At 34.2% G+C, this 15,455-nt stretch carries 11 protein-coding genes; 5 read left to right on the forward strand and 6 right to left on the reverse strand.

The window, feature by feature from the left end; all coding sequences use genetic code 11:
• The 4 genes from GQR97_RS06975 to nhaA all read right to left on the reverse strand — a co-directional run bounded on the left by GQR97_RS06975 (position 1) and on the right by nhaA (position 6,279).
• Complete coding sequence (locus tag GQR97_RS06975; protein WP_158846817.1) at positions 1-3,138, reverse strand: efflux RND transporter permease subunit; 3,138 nt, start codon at positions 3,136-3,138, stop codon at positions 1-3.
• Positions 3,139-3,160: 22 nt separating this feature from the next.
• The gene (locus tag GQR97_RS06980; protein WP_158846819.1) at positions 3,161-4,294 is read right to left on the reverse strand and encodes an efflux RND transporter periplasmic adaptor subunit; all 1,134 of its coding nucleotides are present in this window, start codon (positions 4,292-4,294) and stop codon (positions 3,161-3,163) included.
• 11 nt (positions 4,295-4,305) lie between these two features.
• Positions 4,306-4,809, reverse strand: a complete 504-nt coding sequence (locus tag GQR97_RS06985; protein WP_158846821.1) for a GbsR/MarR family transcriptional regulator — start codon at positions 4,807-4,809, stop codon at positions 4,306-4,308.
• Between the two features lie 162 nt (positions 4,810-4,971).
• The gene (nhaA, locus tag GQR97_RS06990; RefSeq protein WP_158846823.1) at positions 4,972-6,279 is read right to left on the reverse strand and encodes a Na+/H+ antiporter NhaA; all 1,308 of its coding nucleotides are present in this window, start codon (positions 6,277-6,279) and stop codon (positions 4,972-4,974) included.
• Positions 6,280-6,578: 299 nt separating this feature from the next.
• On the opposite strand from nhaA, the gene GQR97_RS06995 reads away from it, so the two are divergent.
• Together GQR97_RS06995 and dinB are read left to right on the forward strand one after the other, a co-directional pair.
• Positions 6,579-8,936 carry a S9 family peptidase gene (locus GQR97_RS06995; protein ID WP_199269915.1) on the forward strand — a complete coding sequence of 786 codons (2,358 nt, stop codon included), beginning with the start codon at positions 6,579-6,581 and terminating at the stop codon, positions 8,934-8,936.
• Positions 8,937-9,238: 302 nt separating this feature from the next.
• Positions 9,239-10,456 (forward strand): DNA polymerase IV, encoded by a 1,218-nt coding sequence (gene dinB, locus GQR97_RS07000; RefSeq protein WP_158846825.1) that lies wholly within the window; start codon positions 9,239-9,241, stop codon positions 10,454-10,456.
• A 92-nt stretch (positions 10,457-10,548) separates the two neighbouring features.
• On the opposite strand, the gene GQR97_RS07005 is transcribed toward dinB, so the two are convergent.
• The gene (locus GQR97_RS07005; protein WP_158846835.1) at positions 10,549-11,664 is read right to left on the reverse strand and encodes a formylglycine-generating enzyme family protein; all 1,116 of its coding nucleotides are present in this window, start codon (positions 11,662-11,664) and stop codon (positions 10,549-10,551) included.
• A gap of 155 nt (positions 11,665-11,819) precedes the next feature.
• On the opposite strand from GQR97_RS07005, the gene GQR97_RS07010 reads away from it, so the two are divergent.
• The 3 genes from GQR97_RS07010 (at position 11,820) to nadD (ending at position 13,919) form a co-directional block, all read left to right on the forward strand.
• Entirely contained in the window at positions 11,820-12,677 is an 858-nt protein-coding gene (locus GQR97_RS07010) for a YicC/YloC family endoribonuclease (protein WP_158846837.1), read from the forward strand.
• Positions 12,678-12,740: 63 nt separating this feature from the next.
• Complete coding sequence (gmk, locus tag GQR97_RS07015; RefSeq protein ID WP_158846839.1) at positions 12,741-13,328, forward strand: guanylate kinase; 588 nt, start codon at positions 12,741-12,743, stop codon at positions 13,326-13,328.
• A gap of 12 nt (positions 13,329-13,340) precedes the next feature.
• Positions 13,341-13,919, forward strand: coding sequence for a nicotinate (nicotinamide) nucleotide adenylyltransferase (gene nadD, locus GQR97_RS07020; RefSeq protein WP_158846841.1), 579 nt, complete (start codon positions 13,341-13,343; stop codon positions 13,917-13,919).
• Positions 13,920-14,050: 131 nt separating this feature from the next.
• Here nadD and GQR97_RS07025 read toward each other — a convergent pair whose 3' ends face one another.
• Positions 14,051-15,343 carry an aminopeptidase P family protein gene (locus GQR97_RS07025; protein ID WP_158846843.1) on the reverse strand — a complete coding sequence of 431 codons (1,293 nt, stop codon included), beginning with the start codon at positions 15,341-15,343 and terminating at the stop codon, positions 14,051-14,053.
• Between the last annotated feature and the right edge of the window lie 112 nt (positions 15,344-15,455).

The following is a 15,455-nucleotide window of genomic DNA, read 5'->3' on the forward strand; positions in this document are numbered from 1 at the left end:
TTATTCTTCAATTGTTTGTACTGCTGGTTTACTAGAAACTTTTTCTTGTAACCATTGAAATAATATAAATAGAATAGGAATTACGAATACTCCTAACATGGTTCCGATTAACATTCCTCCTGCGGCACCTGTACCGATAGAGTTATTTCCTTCTGCTCCAACACCTTTTGCTAATACTAATGGCATTAAACCTAGAATAAAGGCAAACGATGTCATTAAAATTGGACGTAAACGTGCTTTTGCACCATGGATTGCTGCATCTACAATGCTTTCTCCGTTTTTACGTCTTTGTAGAGCGAACTCTACAATAAGTATGGCGTTTTTGGCGAGTAGACCAATAAGCATGATTAAGGCAATTTGGAAATAAATATTATTTTCTAAGCCAAAGAACTTAGTACTAATATAGGCTCCAAATACCCCAAATGGTAGTGATAACACTACGGCAAACGGTAATAGGTAACTTTCGTACTGCGCACTTAACAAGAAGTAAACAAATAGAATACTTAATGCGAAAATGAATATAGTTTGGTTACCTGCACTTACTTCTTCTCGTGTTAAACCAGAATAAGCAACGGTATAATTGTTTGGTAACTTCGCTACTTCTTCCTCAATAACTCTAATCGCATCACCCGTACTAAAACCTGCGTTTGTAGCACCAGTTATAGATGTAGAATTAAATAAGTTAAAACGTGTTACCGATTGTGGTCCATAAACACGCTCTAATTTTACAAACTGTGTAATTGGCGTCATTTCACCAGAATCTGTACGTACATACATGCTATTTAAATCATCTACATTTGCTCTGTCGTCTGGCAAAGCTTGAATATACACTCTAAATTGTTTCCCAAATCGAGAGAAATCTGAAGCGTAAATTCCACCAATATAACCTTGTAATGTTGAGAATATGCTGTTAATCGGTACACCTTTTTCTTTTGCTAACGGTACATTAACTTCCATTTCGTACTGTGGATAGTTTGTACTGAAAGAGGATTGTGCGTATTTAATTTCTGGATGTGCCATTAAAGCCATCGCGAAATCTTTATTCGCTTTATCTAAGTCTGAAAACTCGCCACCAAACTTATCTAATAAATTCACCTCAAAACCAGCTGAATTACCAAAACCACGAATACTTGGTGGTGAAAAGAAAATAATATTTGCATCTTTTATTCCTGCAGCAACTCCAAATAACTTACCTGTAATGGCTTGTACGGAAGTTGAAACATCTTCACGGTCGGCCCAATCTGCTAATTTTATAATACCAAAACCATAATTACTACCTGTTCCGTTAATTAAACTTCTACCTTTAATAAAGTTTACGGCAACAATACCTTCAATATCTTTTATTTTACCGTATAAATCTCTAGAAACAGCATCTGTTCTATCTAAAGAAGAACCTTCTGGTAATGCAATATTTGCGAAAATAATACCTCTATCTTCATTTGGTACAAATCCAGTAGGTGTTGTGTTAGATGCCCAAAAGATTCCAGCAACAGCTAAAATTAATAATAAAGGCGATACCCATTTTACTTTGTATAAAAAATGAAGTGATTTCCCATATCGGTCAATTGTAGCATTAAAACCACGATTAAAAAGTTTATAAAAACGCTTTAATGGACTCTTTCCTTTTAGCTCTTCATCATCTTTATGTGCCTTTAATAATAAGGCACATAATGCCGGACTTAAAGTCAATGCGTTTACTGCTGAAATTAAAATAGCAATAATTAAAGTAACACCAAATTGCTCGTAAAATACACCTGTAGGACCAGTTACAAACGTTACCGGAATAAATACCGCTGCCATTACCAAAGTAATAGATATAATAGCTCCAGATATTTCGTTCATGGCAGTAAGCGTCGCCTTTTTAGGGTTCTTTTCGCCTTGGTCTAATTTAGCATGTACAGCTTCCACAACCACAATAGCATCATCTACTACAATACCAATGGCAAGTACTAGCGCGAATAACGTTAACAAGTTAATTGAATACCCGAAAATATTCAAGAAAAAGAACGTACCAATAATAGAAACCGGAACGGCAATTGCTGGAATTAATGTAGATCTAAAATCTTGCAAGAAGATAAACACTACTAAGAACACCAATAAGAAGGCTTCTAATAAAGTACTAATTACCTTTTCGATAGAAGCATTTAAGAATAAACTCGTATCGTAAGGTACAAAAACGTCTAATCCTTCTGGAAGGTCCTTTTTAACCGACTCTAAAGTCACTTTAATGTTTTCAATAATTTCTCTTGCATTCGATCCTTTGGTTTGGAAAATACCCATAAAAACCGCTGGATTACCCATACTCATAGCGTTAGCTGCATAAGATTGTGCGTCTAACTCTATAGTTGCCACATCGTTTAGACGTAGAAACTCTCCATCACCTAAGGCTTTAATAACGATGTCTGCATATTGTTGTTCATTTTTAAAACGTCCTCCATAAGTTAATGTGTATGAAAACGCTTCACCATTATTCTGACCTAAAGAACCTGCAGCTGCTTCTAAATTTTGTTCTGCTAATGCTGCTGTAATATCTGAAGGTATTAAACCATAGGTTGCTAGTTTGTCAGGTTTTAACCAAATACGCATAGCATAATCTTGTTGGGAGAATAAACTAACATCTCCAACACCACTAATACGTTGCATAGCAGGTACTACGTTTATTTTTAAGTAATTCTGAATAAATGTAGCGTCATAATCTTCATTTTCAGAATACATTGAAATAAACATTAAAGCACTCGTTTCTTGCTTTTGTGTTATTACACCAGTTTGAATAACCTCTTGAGGTAATAAAGCACTTGCACGTGACACACGGTTTTGAACGTTAACTGCAGCAATATCTGCATCTACTTCTTGATTAAAGTAAACGGTGATTTCTGCTGTACCTGTATTAGATGCTGTAGAGGTAATGTAACTCATACCTTCCACACCATTAATTTGTTCTTCTATAGGTATAATTACACTCTCTAAAACAGTTTCTGCATTGGCTCCTGCATAAGATGCCGTTACTTTAATTGTTGGTGGTGCAATATCTGGATACTCTTCTATAGGCAGACTCGATATACTAATAACACCAAGTACTACTATGATAATAGAAATTACCGTTGAAAGAACCGGTCTTTCAATAAATGTTTTTAACATAACTAAATAAGTTTATGGTTTTCTAATTTTTAAATAATACAGCTACGGGCTTAATAGCCTCCTCAAAAGGTGTGTCTTGTGGAGTAATAGGCATTCCTGCTCTTAATTTTCCTACTCCAGAAACAATAAGTTTATCACCTACTTTAAGTCCAGATTTTACAACATATAAGTTACCTACAGTACCTTGTACTTTTATAATATTAGATTTTACTTTATTATCTTGATCAACAGTAAAAACCATGATATCTTTTTGCTGTTCAAACGTTGCTGATTGTGGTACCACAATAGCGTCTTTGTATTCTATTGGAAGTCTAATTTTACCACTGTTACCATTGGTTAAAATCTCGTTTGGATTATCAAAAGCAGCTCTAATTTTTATAGTCCCTGTACTTTCGTTAATTTGACCTGTACTGGTTTGAATACGTCCAGTTTCAGAATAAATTTTTCCATTAGCTAAAACTAAACTTAGATCTGGTGAGTTTTTAATACGCTCTGCTTTGTTTTGTCCTTCAAACCTTTGTAAGTGGTCTATGTATTGTGCTTCATTAAAACTAAAAAAGGCATAAACTTGGCTAATATCACTAACCGTTGTTAATGGGCTGCTGTCGCTAGGGCTAATTAATGCACCTTCTCTAAAGTTAATGGCACCAACATAACCGTCTACAGGGCTTTTAATAGTGGCATAACCAATATTAGCCGAAACTCCACTTAAAGTGGCTTTGGCTTGTGCTAAATTAGCTTTTGCAGTTTCTAGTTGTACCGCACTAATTATATTTTTCTCTACAAGAGGAATTAATTTATCAACTTCAACTTGTGCCACATTAACACGTGCTTTTGCTGCACCCGCATCTTGACTTAAAGACTGTGTTTCTAATCTAAATAAAGCTTGCCCTTTGCGTACTTTTTGACCTTCATCTACTAATACGTTTTGTATATATCCAGAAACCTTAGCTCTAACATCACTATTTACAATACCTTCAATGTTTGTTGGGTATTCTTGGTAGCCAGTAACTGTTTTTTGCTGTATTGCAGTTACAGGAAAAGCGGGAGGAGGAGCTTGTTGAGTTGCGGCGGCTTGTTCGGTTTTATTGCCGCAGCTAAAAACGACTAAAATAAGACTTAGCGTTAATATGGAGTATAAGTTATTCTTTTTCATTGTTGTTAACTTTAAATATGGAATTGGTTGTTTATTAATTTATCTCTTAATTCTTTAACTGAAGCTGTAGCTTCATCTACAAATTTGACGTAATCGTTGTGAAATGTTAAATCGAACTTCTCGTCGTTGTTTTCAATTTTTATCTCATTTTGAGTTTCTTTATAATCTTTAATTTCTAAATGAATAGCGCGCTCTTGGTCCCAGTGGCTTATCATTCTATCCACATGTTGGATAATGGTGTTTTTATTGATTATGAAATACTTTTTACGATCGCCCGTTTTTGTGAAATATTCAATTTTATTTAAATCTTGTAAATGATTAAGATGGGTTGAAATCGTGCTTTTACTAGCACAAAGAATGGATACCATATCTTCGAAAGTGGCACCTCTTTTTCCCGTAAGAATTATGTACGCCAATATACGTGCAGCAACTGGGGCTAATTGCTCTCTGGCTTCTAAATGCACCCCTAGTTTCTCAACTAAGCCCATTTTTTTTTGACAGATATTATTTTTCATTTTTAATTATTTTGTTTCTATTTTCTGAAAACGAATTATTTATTTTCAGAAAATTCTCTGCAAATATATTTTTTAGTTCGGAACAAACCGAACTAATCGAAGTTAATTTATTGTTAAATAAAAAAGCCCGTAGACTTTTTTTAAATTTAAAAGAAGAATAGGCTAATTTTTGGATGTTTTACTAGATCCCACACGAAGTATGAGATACCCAATAATTGCGGAAATAAAAGACCCAATAAGGATGCCTATTTTAGCAGAATCGATAAATTCTGGCGTTGAAAAAAATGCCAAACTAGCAATAAATATCGCCATTGTGAAACCAATACCAGCTAAAAAAGCAACGCCTATAATTTGTTTGAAACTAATATCGCTAGGTACTTCTATCCATTTTAATTTTTGAGCAATAAATACAATAGAAGTAATTCCTATAGCTTTTCCTAAAACTAAACATATTATTATATTAATGACTAAAGCGATATCTAAATTATCCGAACCAGAAATTAACACACCTGCGTTGGCAAGCGCAAAAACAGGAATGATAAAATAGGCCACCCAGCCGTGTAAGCTATGCTCTAAATACTGTAATGGCGATTGAAATTTAGCCGACCAATCGTTTAAATTATCTACATGGCCAATTTGCTCATGCGAGAGAATGGGGTTTTTTAACACACTAGCGGTTCTAATATTATTATATACATTTTCTAGTTCTACTAAAAATTTAGAAGTATCAATTTTTTGTCTAATTGGTACGGAAAAAGCTAATAAAATACCGGCTATGGTTGGGTGAATACCAGATTTTAAGAATAAAAACCAAATAACAATTCCGAAGAAAAACATGATAAATTTAGAATAAATCCCTTTATAAGATAGGAAGTATAAAATGGCAAGCATAGCTAGTGCAATCAACAATAAAGTGATATTGATGTTTCCACTATAAAAAATTGCAATAACTAAAACAGCTCCTATATCATCTACAATAGCAAATGCGGTTAAAAATATTTTAAGACTTAAAGGCACGCGTTTACCAAGTACGTTTAGAATAGCTAATGAAAACGCAATGTCCGTAGCCATGGGTATACCCCAGCCTTTTGTGGTTTCGGGGTTTTGATTTAAAACTAAAAAGAAGATTACCGGTACCAACATACCTCCTAAAGCACCAACCAACGGAAAGGCTATTTTTTTAGGTGTATTAAGTTCGCCAATTAATAACTCTCGTTTTATTTCTAACCCAATTAAAAGGAAAAATATAGCCATCAACCCATCGTTAATCCATAAAATTAAAGGCTTCTTAAACTCAAAAGTTTCTGTTACAATTCCTAAATCGTATTGCCAAAGTTCTCTATAACTATCTCCATAAGGAGAGTTTGCCCAAACCAAAGCAAGAAGCGTAGCAAACATGAGTAGAATACCACTGAAACTTTCAATTTTCACAAATTTTTGAAAGGGTGTAAGTAAAACTCTTTTAATCATATAAATAAGATTTTTATAAATAAATGTTAACTTCAAATATAAGATTCCGAAGTCATAAAAACCTCACGCTATTGTTGACTTTAAAGAATATTTAACATTAAAAACACACTGAAAAACAGCCCTTTAGCTAATGCCTTTTATTTAGTTTTTACGACGGTTTTTTCAGAAAAACAAACTACGATATGTAATTGCAATGCAAATTCATTAAACTACTTTAAAAAGGTATTTCATTCTTCAATCTAAAACCGCTAAATTCGTAACATAACAATTGGTTTACTTCAAAATCTTAAAATTTCAATATGAAACAACTTATAGCACTTTTATGTCTTGCTTTTACAGCATTTACTTTCGGGCAGGTTAATAACGATTCGGCTCTTAGTATCGATGAAATTATGCAAGGTGAAGATTTTGTAGGCTATTTACCAACAAGTGTTAAATGGGCAGATAATAGTAAAGCTATTTATTTTAGTTGGAATCCGGATAACGATACCATTCCGTCTACTTATCAAGTGGATATTAAATCAAAAAAAATAAGTAAATCATCGTTTGAAACGCTTAAGGAAAAATCAAATTTAGGTGAATATTCCAAAAACGGACAATGGATGGTTTACCAAAAAGATGGCGATTTGTTTTTAATGAATACCAGTAACTATTCTAAAAAACAAATTACAAATACTATTGATCGAGAATCTAATCCTGTATTTTCTGGTGATGAAAAATCGATTGTTTATAAGCGAGATAATAATTTATTTCAATGGGATATTATCGATGGCAGCATCACGCAACTCACTAATTTTAAAGCGGGAAGTGAAAAGGAGGAGCCCAAGCTTAGCACCAAAGACCAATGGCTAGAAGACGATCAATTACAATATTTTAATATCCTCGAAAAGCGTAAAAACGAAACTGACGCCAGAACATATAGAAACGAACAATTGGTTTCTAATCATCCTAAACCTATATTTTTAGAAGATAAAAATTTGGTTGATTTTGATATTTCTGCCGATTTAAACTTTGTAATTTATAGCTTAAGTATTCCTCAAAAACATAAAAACACTAACGTACCTAGTTATGTTACCGAAAGCGGTTATACCGAAAATTTAAATGCTAGACCTAAAGTTGGGGTTACTCCAAATAGCTACGAATCTTGGATTTTAAATATTAAAACCGGAGAAGCCTATCAAATTAAAACCGATGAGCTAAGCGGTATTAAAGACAAACCAAAATACTTAAAAGAATATGCTGAAAATCCATCAGAATATAAAGATACTTTTGATGACCCGAGAGGTGTGGAAATAGGTAGTCCTGTGTTTTCTGGTAATGGAAAAGCATTAGTAAATATCACATCTCAAGATAATAAAGACCGCTGGATTATGCTGGTGAATCTAGAAGATGGAAGTTTAAAACAGATTGATAAACAGCATGACGATGCATGGATTGGTGGCCCTGGAGTCGGTTGGTTTTCTCGTGCCGAAATGGGCTGGATAGATGAAAGTAACGTTTGGTTTCAGTCCGAAAAAACAGGCTATTCACACTTGTATACAGCCAACATAAATTCTGGTAAAATAAAAGCGTTAACTCAAGGAGAATTCGAAATTCAGGAGGTTAGCTTATCAAAAGATCATAAAACCTTTTTTATAACAAGCAATAAAGTGAGTCCGCACGAACAGCACTTTTATCACTTACCTGCAAAAGGAGGTAAAATGTTACAAATTACATCGCGCCAAGGTGGACATGAAGTCACCATTTCTCCAGATGAAACTAAGCTGGCGATTCGTTATTCTTACACCAATAAGCCTTGGGAATTATATGTGATGTCTAACAAAGCTGGCGCGAAAATGACGCAGTTAACAGAATCGACCACCGATGCTTTTAAATCTTATAAATGGATAGATTCCGAAATTATAAACTTCACTGCTCGCGATGGCGAAAAAGTTCCAGCAACACTTTACAAACCTACCGAAGCTAAAAAAAATGGTGCGGCTGTAATATTTGTTCATGGCGCAGGTTATTTACAAAATGTACACCGCTGGTGGCCGGGCTATTTTAGAGAATATATGTTTCATAATATTTTGGTAGATAATGGTTACACGGTTTTGGCTATAGATTATAGAGCTAGTAAAGGTTATGGTCGCGATTGGCGAACCGCAATTTACCGCCATATGGGTGGGCAGGATTTAGACGACCAAGTAGATGGGGCTAAATACCTTATTGAAAATCAAGGTATCGATAAAGATAGACTCGGTATTTACGGCGGATCTTACGGTGGGTTTATTACCTTAATGGCTATGTTTAATGCGCCTGATACTTTTAAAAGTGGTGCAGCACTTCGCTCTGTCACAGATTGGGCACATTACAACCACGGCTATACAGCACCTATTTTAAACACGCCTTTTGAAGATCCTAAAGCTTACAAACAAAGTTCGCCTTTGTATTTTGCTGAAGGTTTAAAAGGGAACTTATTAATACTTCATGGTATGATTGATACCAATGTTCATTTTCAAGATGTGGTGCGTTTATCTCAAAGATTAATTGAGCTGAAAAAAGAGAACTGGGAACTCGCTGTTTTTCCATTGGAGAGTCATGGGTTTATTGAAGCTTCAAGCTGGTCCGATGAATACCGACGCATATTTAAACTCTTTCAGGAGACGCTTAATTAATTAATTATTTTGTTTCGTTTGAAAGAGAGAATTGTTTTAGATGAAGTTTGAAATATATCACGCATGTAGTAATTATTTATTAACAATAAATCTTTGATTATTTTGCCATAATTAATCTTCTGAGAGCAGCAGTAATTATTGAAAAATTCAAATTATTATCAGTCAATCGGGTAGCGTATTTCGCCTTTTTATTTAAGTCTATATTCGGTTTTCGAGTAAAATAATTGACGTTTGTATTTTATTTTATGGTAATTTTAATGCAGAATTATCATCATGGCTTTGCGTCCATAAATCACCCCAAAATGAGTAAAAACCGATCTATTGTTCACATGGATTTAGATACATTTTTTGTGTCTTGCGAGCGCCTACTTGATAGTCGTTTAATAGGAAAGCCTGTGCTTATTGGTGGTACATCAGACCGTGGTGTTGTGGCGTCTTGCAGTTACGAGGCTCGAAAATTTGGTATTCATTCTGCAATGCCTATGCGTTTGGCAAAATCACTTTGTCCAGAGGCTGTTGTTTTACGAGGGAATTCTGGAATTTATAGTAATTTTTCTAAAGATGTTACCGATGTTATAAAGGAAAGTGTTCCAGTTTATGAGAAATCATCTATCGACGAATTTTATATCGACTTAACAGGTATGGATAAGTTTTTTGGTTGCCATAAACTAGCTTCGGAATTACGACAACGTATTATGAAGGAAACGGGACTGCCTATTTCTTTTGGGCTATCTATTAATAAAACGGTTTCTAAAATAGCGACAGGAGAAGCTAAGCCTAATAATGAAATAAGAATTTTATCGGGTAATGAAAAACCTTTTTTAGCACCGCTTTCTGTTCGGAAAATACCGATGGTTGGCGAGGTTACATATAAATCACTTTGCGATTTGGGTGTAAAACGCATCCAAACCGTGCAAGAGATGCCAATGGATTTAATGCATAAAGTACTTGGTAAAAATGGGTTAAGTATTTGGAAAAAAGCAAATGGTATTGATCTTAGTCCTGTAGTGCAATATCAAGAACGAAAATCCATTTCAACCGAGCGTACCTTTAATAAAGATACCACAGATGTTTCTAAACTAAAAAGTATTATTGTGGCCATGACCGAGAATTTGGCTTATCAATTACGGCGAGGTAATAAATTAACGGCTTGCGTTACTTTTAAAATTAGGTATTCCGATTTTCAAACGTATACCCAACAACAGCGTATTCCGTACAGTGCCATGGATCATAATATTATTCCGGTCGTTTTAGATTTATACAGAAAGCTGTATAATCGCCGATTGTTGGTGCGTTTAATTGGAGTGAAGTTTAGCCATTTAGTAGAGGGCGGTCATCAAGTTAACTTATTTGAAGATAACGAAAAGCAAATTCATTTAACCGAAGCTATCGATAAAATGCGTCAGCGTTATGGAGATCGTGCTATTGTGAGTGCTGCAGGTATGGATGCTAAAAGTATTAGTAGGTGGAACCCTTTTAATGGTGAGCCACCGCCACTTTTACCAAATAGGAGGCGCTAGTTTTTTATCTTCTGAAACTTACCTAAAACGAAAAACCTCCATTTTAATAGCTTTAGAGCATTAAAATGAAGATTTTTATTAAGTTGATTTTTTTACTTTTTAACTAACATATCTGGAGTAGCAACGGTTCTAAAACCAACATGCTCTGCAGAAGAATCTAAACTTGTACCCATGCGGGATGATACTCTGTAGCTTGCACAATACGAGTCGCTACATAAAAAAGAACCACCTTTAATAATTTTTTCTTGAATGTATGGGGCGTTTGGGTTGTATGCTTTAGCGGCACCTTTTGGGTTATCAATAGAGGTGTTTAAAGCAGCAAGTTCGTCGTAATAATTTAGGTTATACCAATCGGAAGTCATTTCCCAAACATTTCCAGCCATATCGTACAATCCAAAATTATTTGCAGGATATGTTTTTACAGGTGCTGTGAGTTCAAAACCATCTTTTAAAGTGTTGTTTACAGGAAATTCGCCTTCCCAGCTATTTGCTTGTTTTGATAAAATGGAGAGATCGTCGCCCCAAGAATACGTTGCGTTTTCTTGGTTTGCTCTAGCAGCAAATTCCCATTCGGCTTCTGTAGGTAAGCGGCGTCCTGCCCAAACGCAGTAAGCTTCAGTATCTTCATAACAAACGTGTACAACAGGATGGTTATCTTTACCTTCTATATTGCTATCTGGTCCACTTGGGTGTTTCCAGTTTGTACCAATAGACCAGCGCCACCATTGTGAGAAATCGTATAGATTAGGAACCGATGATTTTGTTTTTTTAAACATTAAAGAGCCGGGTTGTAAAACAGAATCGTGAGGTTTTGGAGTGCCTTCATGAAGTTGTTTCTTCATTTCGTTCCAATCAATTTCACGTTCCGCCATAGTTACATAACCGGTAGCTTTAATAAATTTAGCAAATTCGGCATTAGTAACTTCGGTAATATCCATAAAAAAACCATCGACAGATACTGGGTGCTGAGGTCTTTCATGTTTCATGGCTGCTTGATCTTGCGGCACAGCACCTTGTAAAAAAGAGCCACCAGGAATCCAAACCATACCTTTTGGTGGGTTGTTGGTTATGCTATCATTTATTATTTTTTTAGCTATAATTTCTTCTGTTTTTGTAGAAACTTCAATTTCTTCTGTGTTTTTATTTTTACACCCAAAAACAGTAGTAATTATAAAGAACGCTAAAAGGTAATGTTTGTGTAGTTTCATTTAATTGGTTTTAAATTTTTAAGGAAAACAAAAATATCGATAATATATTCAATAGGTTGCTATGTTTATATTAAAGAATCTATTTTAACATTTAATAAACGGTTTCCTATCCGTTTGGTTTTAATTACCTTTGCGCAACTTATATAATTTGGTGTATGATTTATTCAATGACGGGTTACGGAAAATCTGTATTACAATTACCTACAAAAAAAATAACAATAGAACTAAAATCTTTAAACAGTAAAAGTTTAGATTTAAATGCGAGAATGCCTTCTATTTATAGAGAAAAGGAGCTTTCTATTCGAAAACTTCTTGCCGATAAATTGGTACGTGGTAAAGTAGATTTTTCTATTTACGTTGAAGCTACGGCTGAAGATACATCAACCCAAATTAACACACCCGTTGTTAAACAATATATGGAGCAGTTACGACAAGTTGTTGATGGAAACGAGCTTGAATTATTGAAAATGGCAGTTAAATTCCCCGATGCGTTAAATACGGTTCGTGAAGAAATTGACGAAAATGAGTGGAAAACAATTTCAGGTGAAATAAATACTGCTGTTGTCGATTTAAATAGTTACCGATTAAATGAAGGAAAGGTGCTTGAGCAAGATTTTATTAATCGCGTAAATTCTATTGATGCTGTTTTAGAACAAGTTATTAAAATGGATCCTGAACGTGTTGAAGGTGTTCGAGAACGTTTACATAAAGGTGTTGCGGAGCTTAAAGAGAAATACGACGAAAACCGTTTTGAACAAGAATTGGTGTATTATATTGAGAAATTTGATATTACTGAAGAAAAAGTTCGATTAAAAAATCACTTAAATTATTTTATAGAATCGATAAATTCGGAAGAATCTAACGGTAAAAAATTAGGGTTTATTAGTCAGGAAATGGGGCGTGAAATAAACACAATTGGCTCAAAAAGTAATTATGCACCTATGCAACAATTGGTAGTGCAAATGAAAGATGAACTAGAGAAAATTAAGGAACAGTTATTGAATGTGCTTTAAAAAAGTCGCGTTTCATAGTGGCAATGCTCAGTTGCCAGTGGCAGTAAAATAGTATTATAGATTATGGCAGCAACAAATAAAAAACAAGGTAAACTTATAGTGTTTTCTGCACCTTCGGGTTCTGGTAAAACAACTATAGTGAGGCATTTATTAGGCTTAGATAAGTTGAATTTAGAATTTTCAATCTCGGCAGCATCTCGGGAGGCTAGAGGTACAGAAATCGATGGCACCGATTATTATTTTCTTTCAACTAGTGAATTCAAATCTAAAATTAAGAATGATGAGTTTTTGGAGTGGGAAGAGGTTTATCGCGATAATTTCTATGGAACTTTAAAAACTGAAGTGGAACGTATTTGGGCAAAAGGTAAAAATGTGATTTTTGATATTGATGTTTCTGGTGGGTTACGAATTAAACGAAAATTCCCAGAAGAAACCTTGGCTATTTTTGTAAAACCACCAAGTATCGATGAGCTTAAAATTCGACTTAAAAAACGTAAAACCGAAAGTGCCGATAAAATAAATATGCGAGTAGCCAAGGCGTCTGCCGAGTTAGCAACTGCACCACTTTTTGATGTTATTGTTGTAAATGATACATTGGAACATGCGCTAGAAGAAGCTGAAACTTTAGTAAGCAACTTTGTAAATTCTTAAAATAAGTTATCAATGAAGATTGGATTGTATTTTGGGTCGTTTAATCCTATTCATATTGGGCATTTAGTGATAGCAAACCATATGGCGGAACATAGTGATCTAGATCAGGTCTGGTTTGTGGTAACACCACATAATCCGTTTAAAAAGAAAACAACTTTGCTTGATAATTACCAACGTTTAGAGTTGGTGTATTTAGCTACTAAAGATTACGATAAGCTTGAACCTAGTGATATAGAATTTAATTTACCGCAGCCAAATTACACTATAAACACTTTAGTTCATGTTCAAGAAAAATATCCAAACCATGAGTTTTCTTTAATTATGGGGGAAGATAACTTGAAGAGTTTCCATAAATGGAAAAACTACGATGTTATTTTGGAAAACCATGATATTTATGTGTATCCGCGTATTTCTAAAGATACTGTAGATACTCGATTTACTGGTCATGATAAAATACATGTTATTAATGCACCTGTAATGGAGTTGTCTTCTACGTTTATTAGGAATGGTATTAAAACTGGTAAAAATGTAAAACCCATGTTGCCAGAAAATGTTTGGGAGTATTTAGATGAAATGAATTTTTATAAGTAGTTTTATTTTATTCAGTATGGGTTCAATTGTAATTATCCAAAGAGTTTTTTATTTTAGAACGAACGAGAGTGTATTTAATAATTATGATAATAAGTAGCGTTGTAAGGCCACTTATTATCATAATTTATAATTTAAGAATTCATTAAATCTTCAATTTCATCAGCCTCTAAAGGAATGTTTTTCATTAAATTAAAAGGTACTCCTGTTTTTTGGATAACAACATCATCTTCTAAACGAATACCAAAACCTTCTTTTGGGATATAAATAGCAGGTTCTACGGTAAACACCATGTTTTCTTGCATAGGCTCTGTTAAAATACCATAATCGTGTGTGTCTAACCCCATGTGGTGACTTGTTCCATGCATAAAATATTTTTTATAAGCAGGCCATTCTGAGTCTTCATTTTGTACGTCAGCTTTATTAAGTAAGCCTAGGTTTAAAAGTTCGCTTGTCATTATTTTTCCAACTTCAGCGTGGTATTCAGCCCAGTCAGTACCCGGAATAAGCATTTTTGTTGCTTCATTTTTAACATTTAAAACAGCGTTGTAAACTGCTTTTTGTCTGTCTGTAAAACGACCAGATACAGGTATTGTTCTTGTCATGTCACTAGAGTAGTTCGCGTATTCTGCGCCAACATCTAATAATATTAAATCGCCTGCTTTACATTGTTGATTGTTTTCTATGTAATGAAGTACATTAGCATTGTTTCCCGAAGCGACAATAGGTGTATATGCAAATTTTTTCGATCTATTTCTTAAAAACTCATGCATAAATTCGGCTTCAATTTCGAATTCCCAAACGTCTGGTTTAACAAAGGATAAAATTCTACGAAAGCCTTTTTCTGTAATATCACAAGCTTGCTGAATTAAATCTAACTCAATAGGGTCTTTTACAGAGCGTAACCGTTGTAAAATGGGGTTACTTTTTGCCACGCTATGTGCAGGATATTTATCTTTTATCCATTTTGTAAAGCGATCTTCACGAGTTTCTGTTTCTACATTAGCGCGGTAATGTTCGTTGGTGTTAATGTAAACAGTATCACATTGCGTCATGATTTCAAACATGATTTTTTCCATGTCTTGCAACCAGTATACCGTTTTTATGCCACTTGTTTCAAAGGCTTTTTCTTTAGTTAGTTTTTCGCCTTCCCAAATCGCTATATGCTCATTGGTTTCTTTTAAAAAAAGAATTTCTCGGTGTTTTTCCTTTGGGCAATCAGGAAATAATACTAAAATACTTTCTTCTTGGTCAACTCCACTTAAGTAAAAAATATCACGATGCTGTTCAAATGGCATCGTGCTATCTGCGCTTATTGGATAAGTGTCGTTCGAATTGAAAACAGCTAAGCTTTTAGAAGTCATTTTATTGGCAAAATTTCTTCTGTTTTTTACGAATAGATTAGCGTTTATTTGATGGTATTTCATGATGATGTATTTAAAATATGTATTTAAAATACAAAAATAATGTTTTATTCAAAGATAAGTTAGCATAAAAAAAATATTGGGATATAGCCAAAATATGGTAAATTGCACCTCT

This window comes from Algibacter sp. L1A34, assembly GCF_009796805.1.
Classification (GTDB): Bacteria; Bacteroidota; Bacteroidia; order Flavobacteriales; family Flavobacteriaceae; genus Algibacter.

Bases quoted from the DNA above. Each gene is read 5' to 3' on its own strand.
- GQR97_RS06975 (WP_158846817.1), bottom strand. From the start codon at position 3,138: ATGTTAAAAACATTTATTGAAAGACCGGTTCTTTCAACGGTAATTTCT.
- GQR97_RS06980 (WP_158846819.1), bottom strand. From the start codon at position 4,294: ATGAAAAAGAATAACTTATACTCCATATTAACGCTAAGTCTTATTTTA.
- GQR97_RS06985 (WP_158846821.1), bottom strand. From the start codon at position 4,809: ATGAAAAATAATATCTGTCAAAAAAAAATGGGCTTAGTTGAGAAACTA.
- nhaA (WP_158846823.1), bottom strand. From the start codon at position 6,279: ATGATTAAAAGAGTTTTACTTACACCCTTTCAAAAATTTGTGAAAATT.
- GQR97_RS06995 (WP_199269915.1), top strand. From the start codon at position 6,579: ATGAAACAACTTATAGCACTTTTATGTCTTGCTTTTACAGCATTTACT.
- dinB (WP_158846825.1), top strand. From the start codon at position 9,239: ATGAGTAAAAACCGATCTATTGTTCACATGGATTTAGATACATTTTTT.
- GQR97_RS07005 (WP_158846835.1), bottom strand. From the start codon at position 11,664: ATGAAACTACACAAACATTACCTTTTAGCGTTCTTTATAATTACTACT.
- GQR97_RS07010 (WP_158846837.1), top strand. From the start codon at position 11,820: ATGATTTATTCAATGACGGGTTACGGAAAATCTGTATTACAATTACCT.
- gmk (WP_158846839.1), top strand. From the start codon at position 12,741: ATGGCAGCAACAAATAAAAAACAAGGTAAACTTATAGTGTTTTCTGCA.
- nadD (WP_158846841.1), top strand. From the start codon at position 13,341: ATGAAGATTGGATTGTATTTTGGGTCGTTTAATCCTATTCATATTGGG.
- GQR97_RS07025 (WP_158846843.1), bottom strand. From the start codon at position 15,343: ATGAAATACCATCAAATAAACGCTAATCTATTCGTAAAAAACAGAAGA.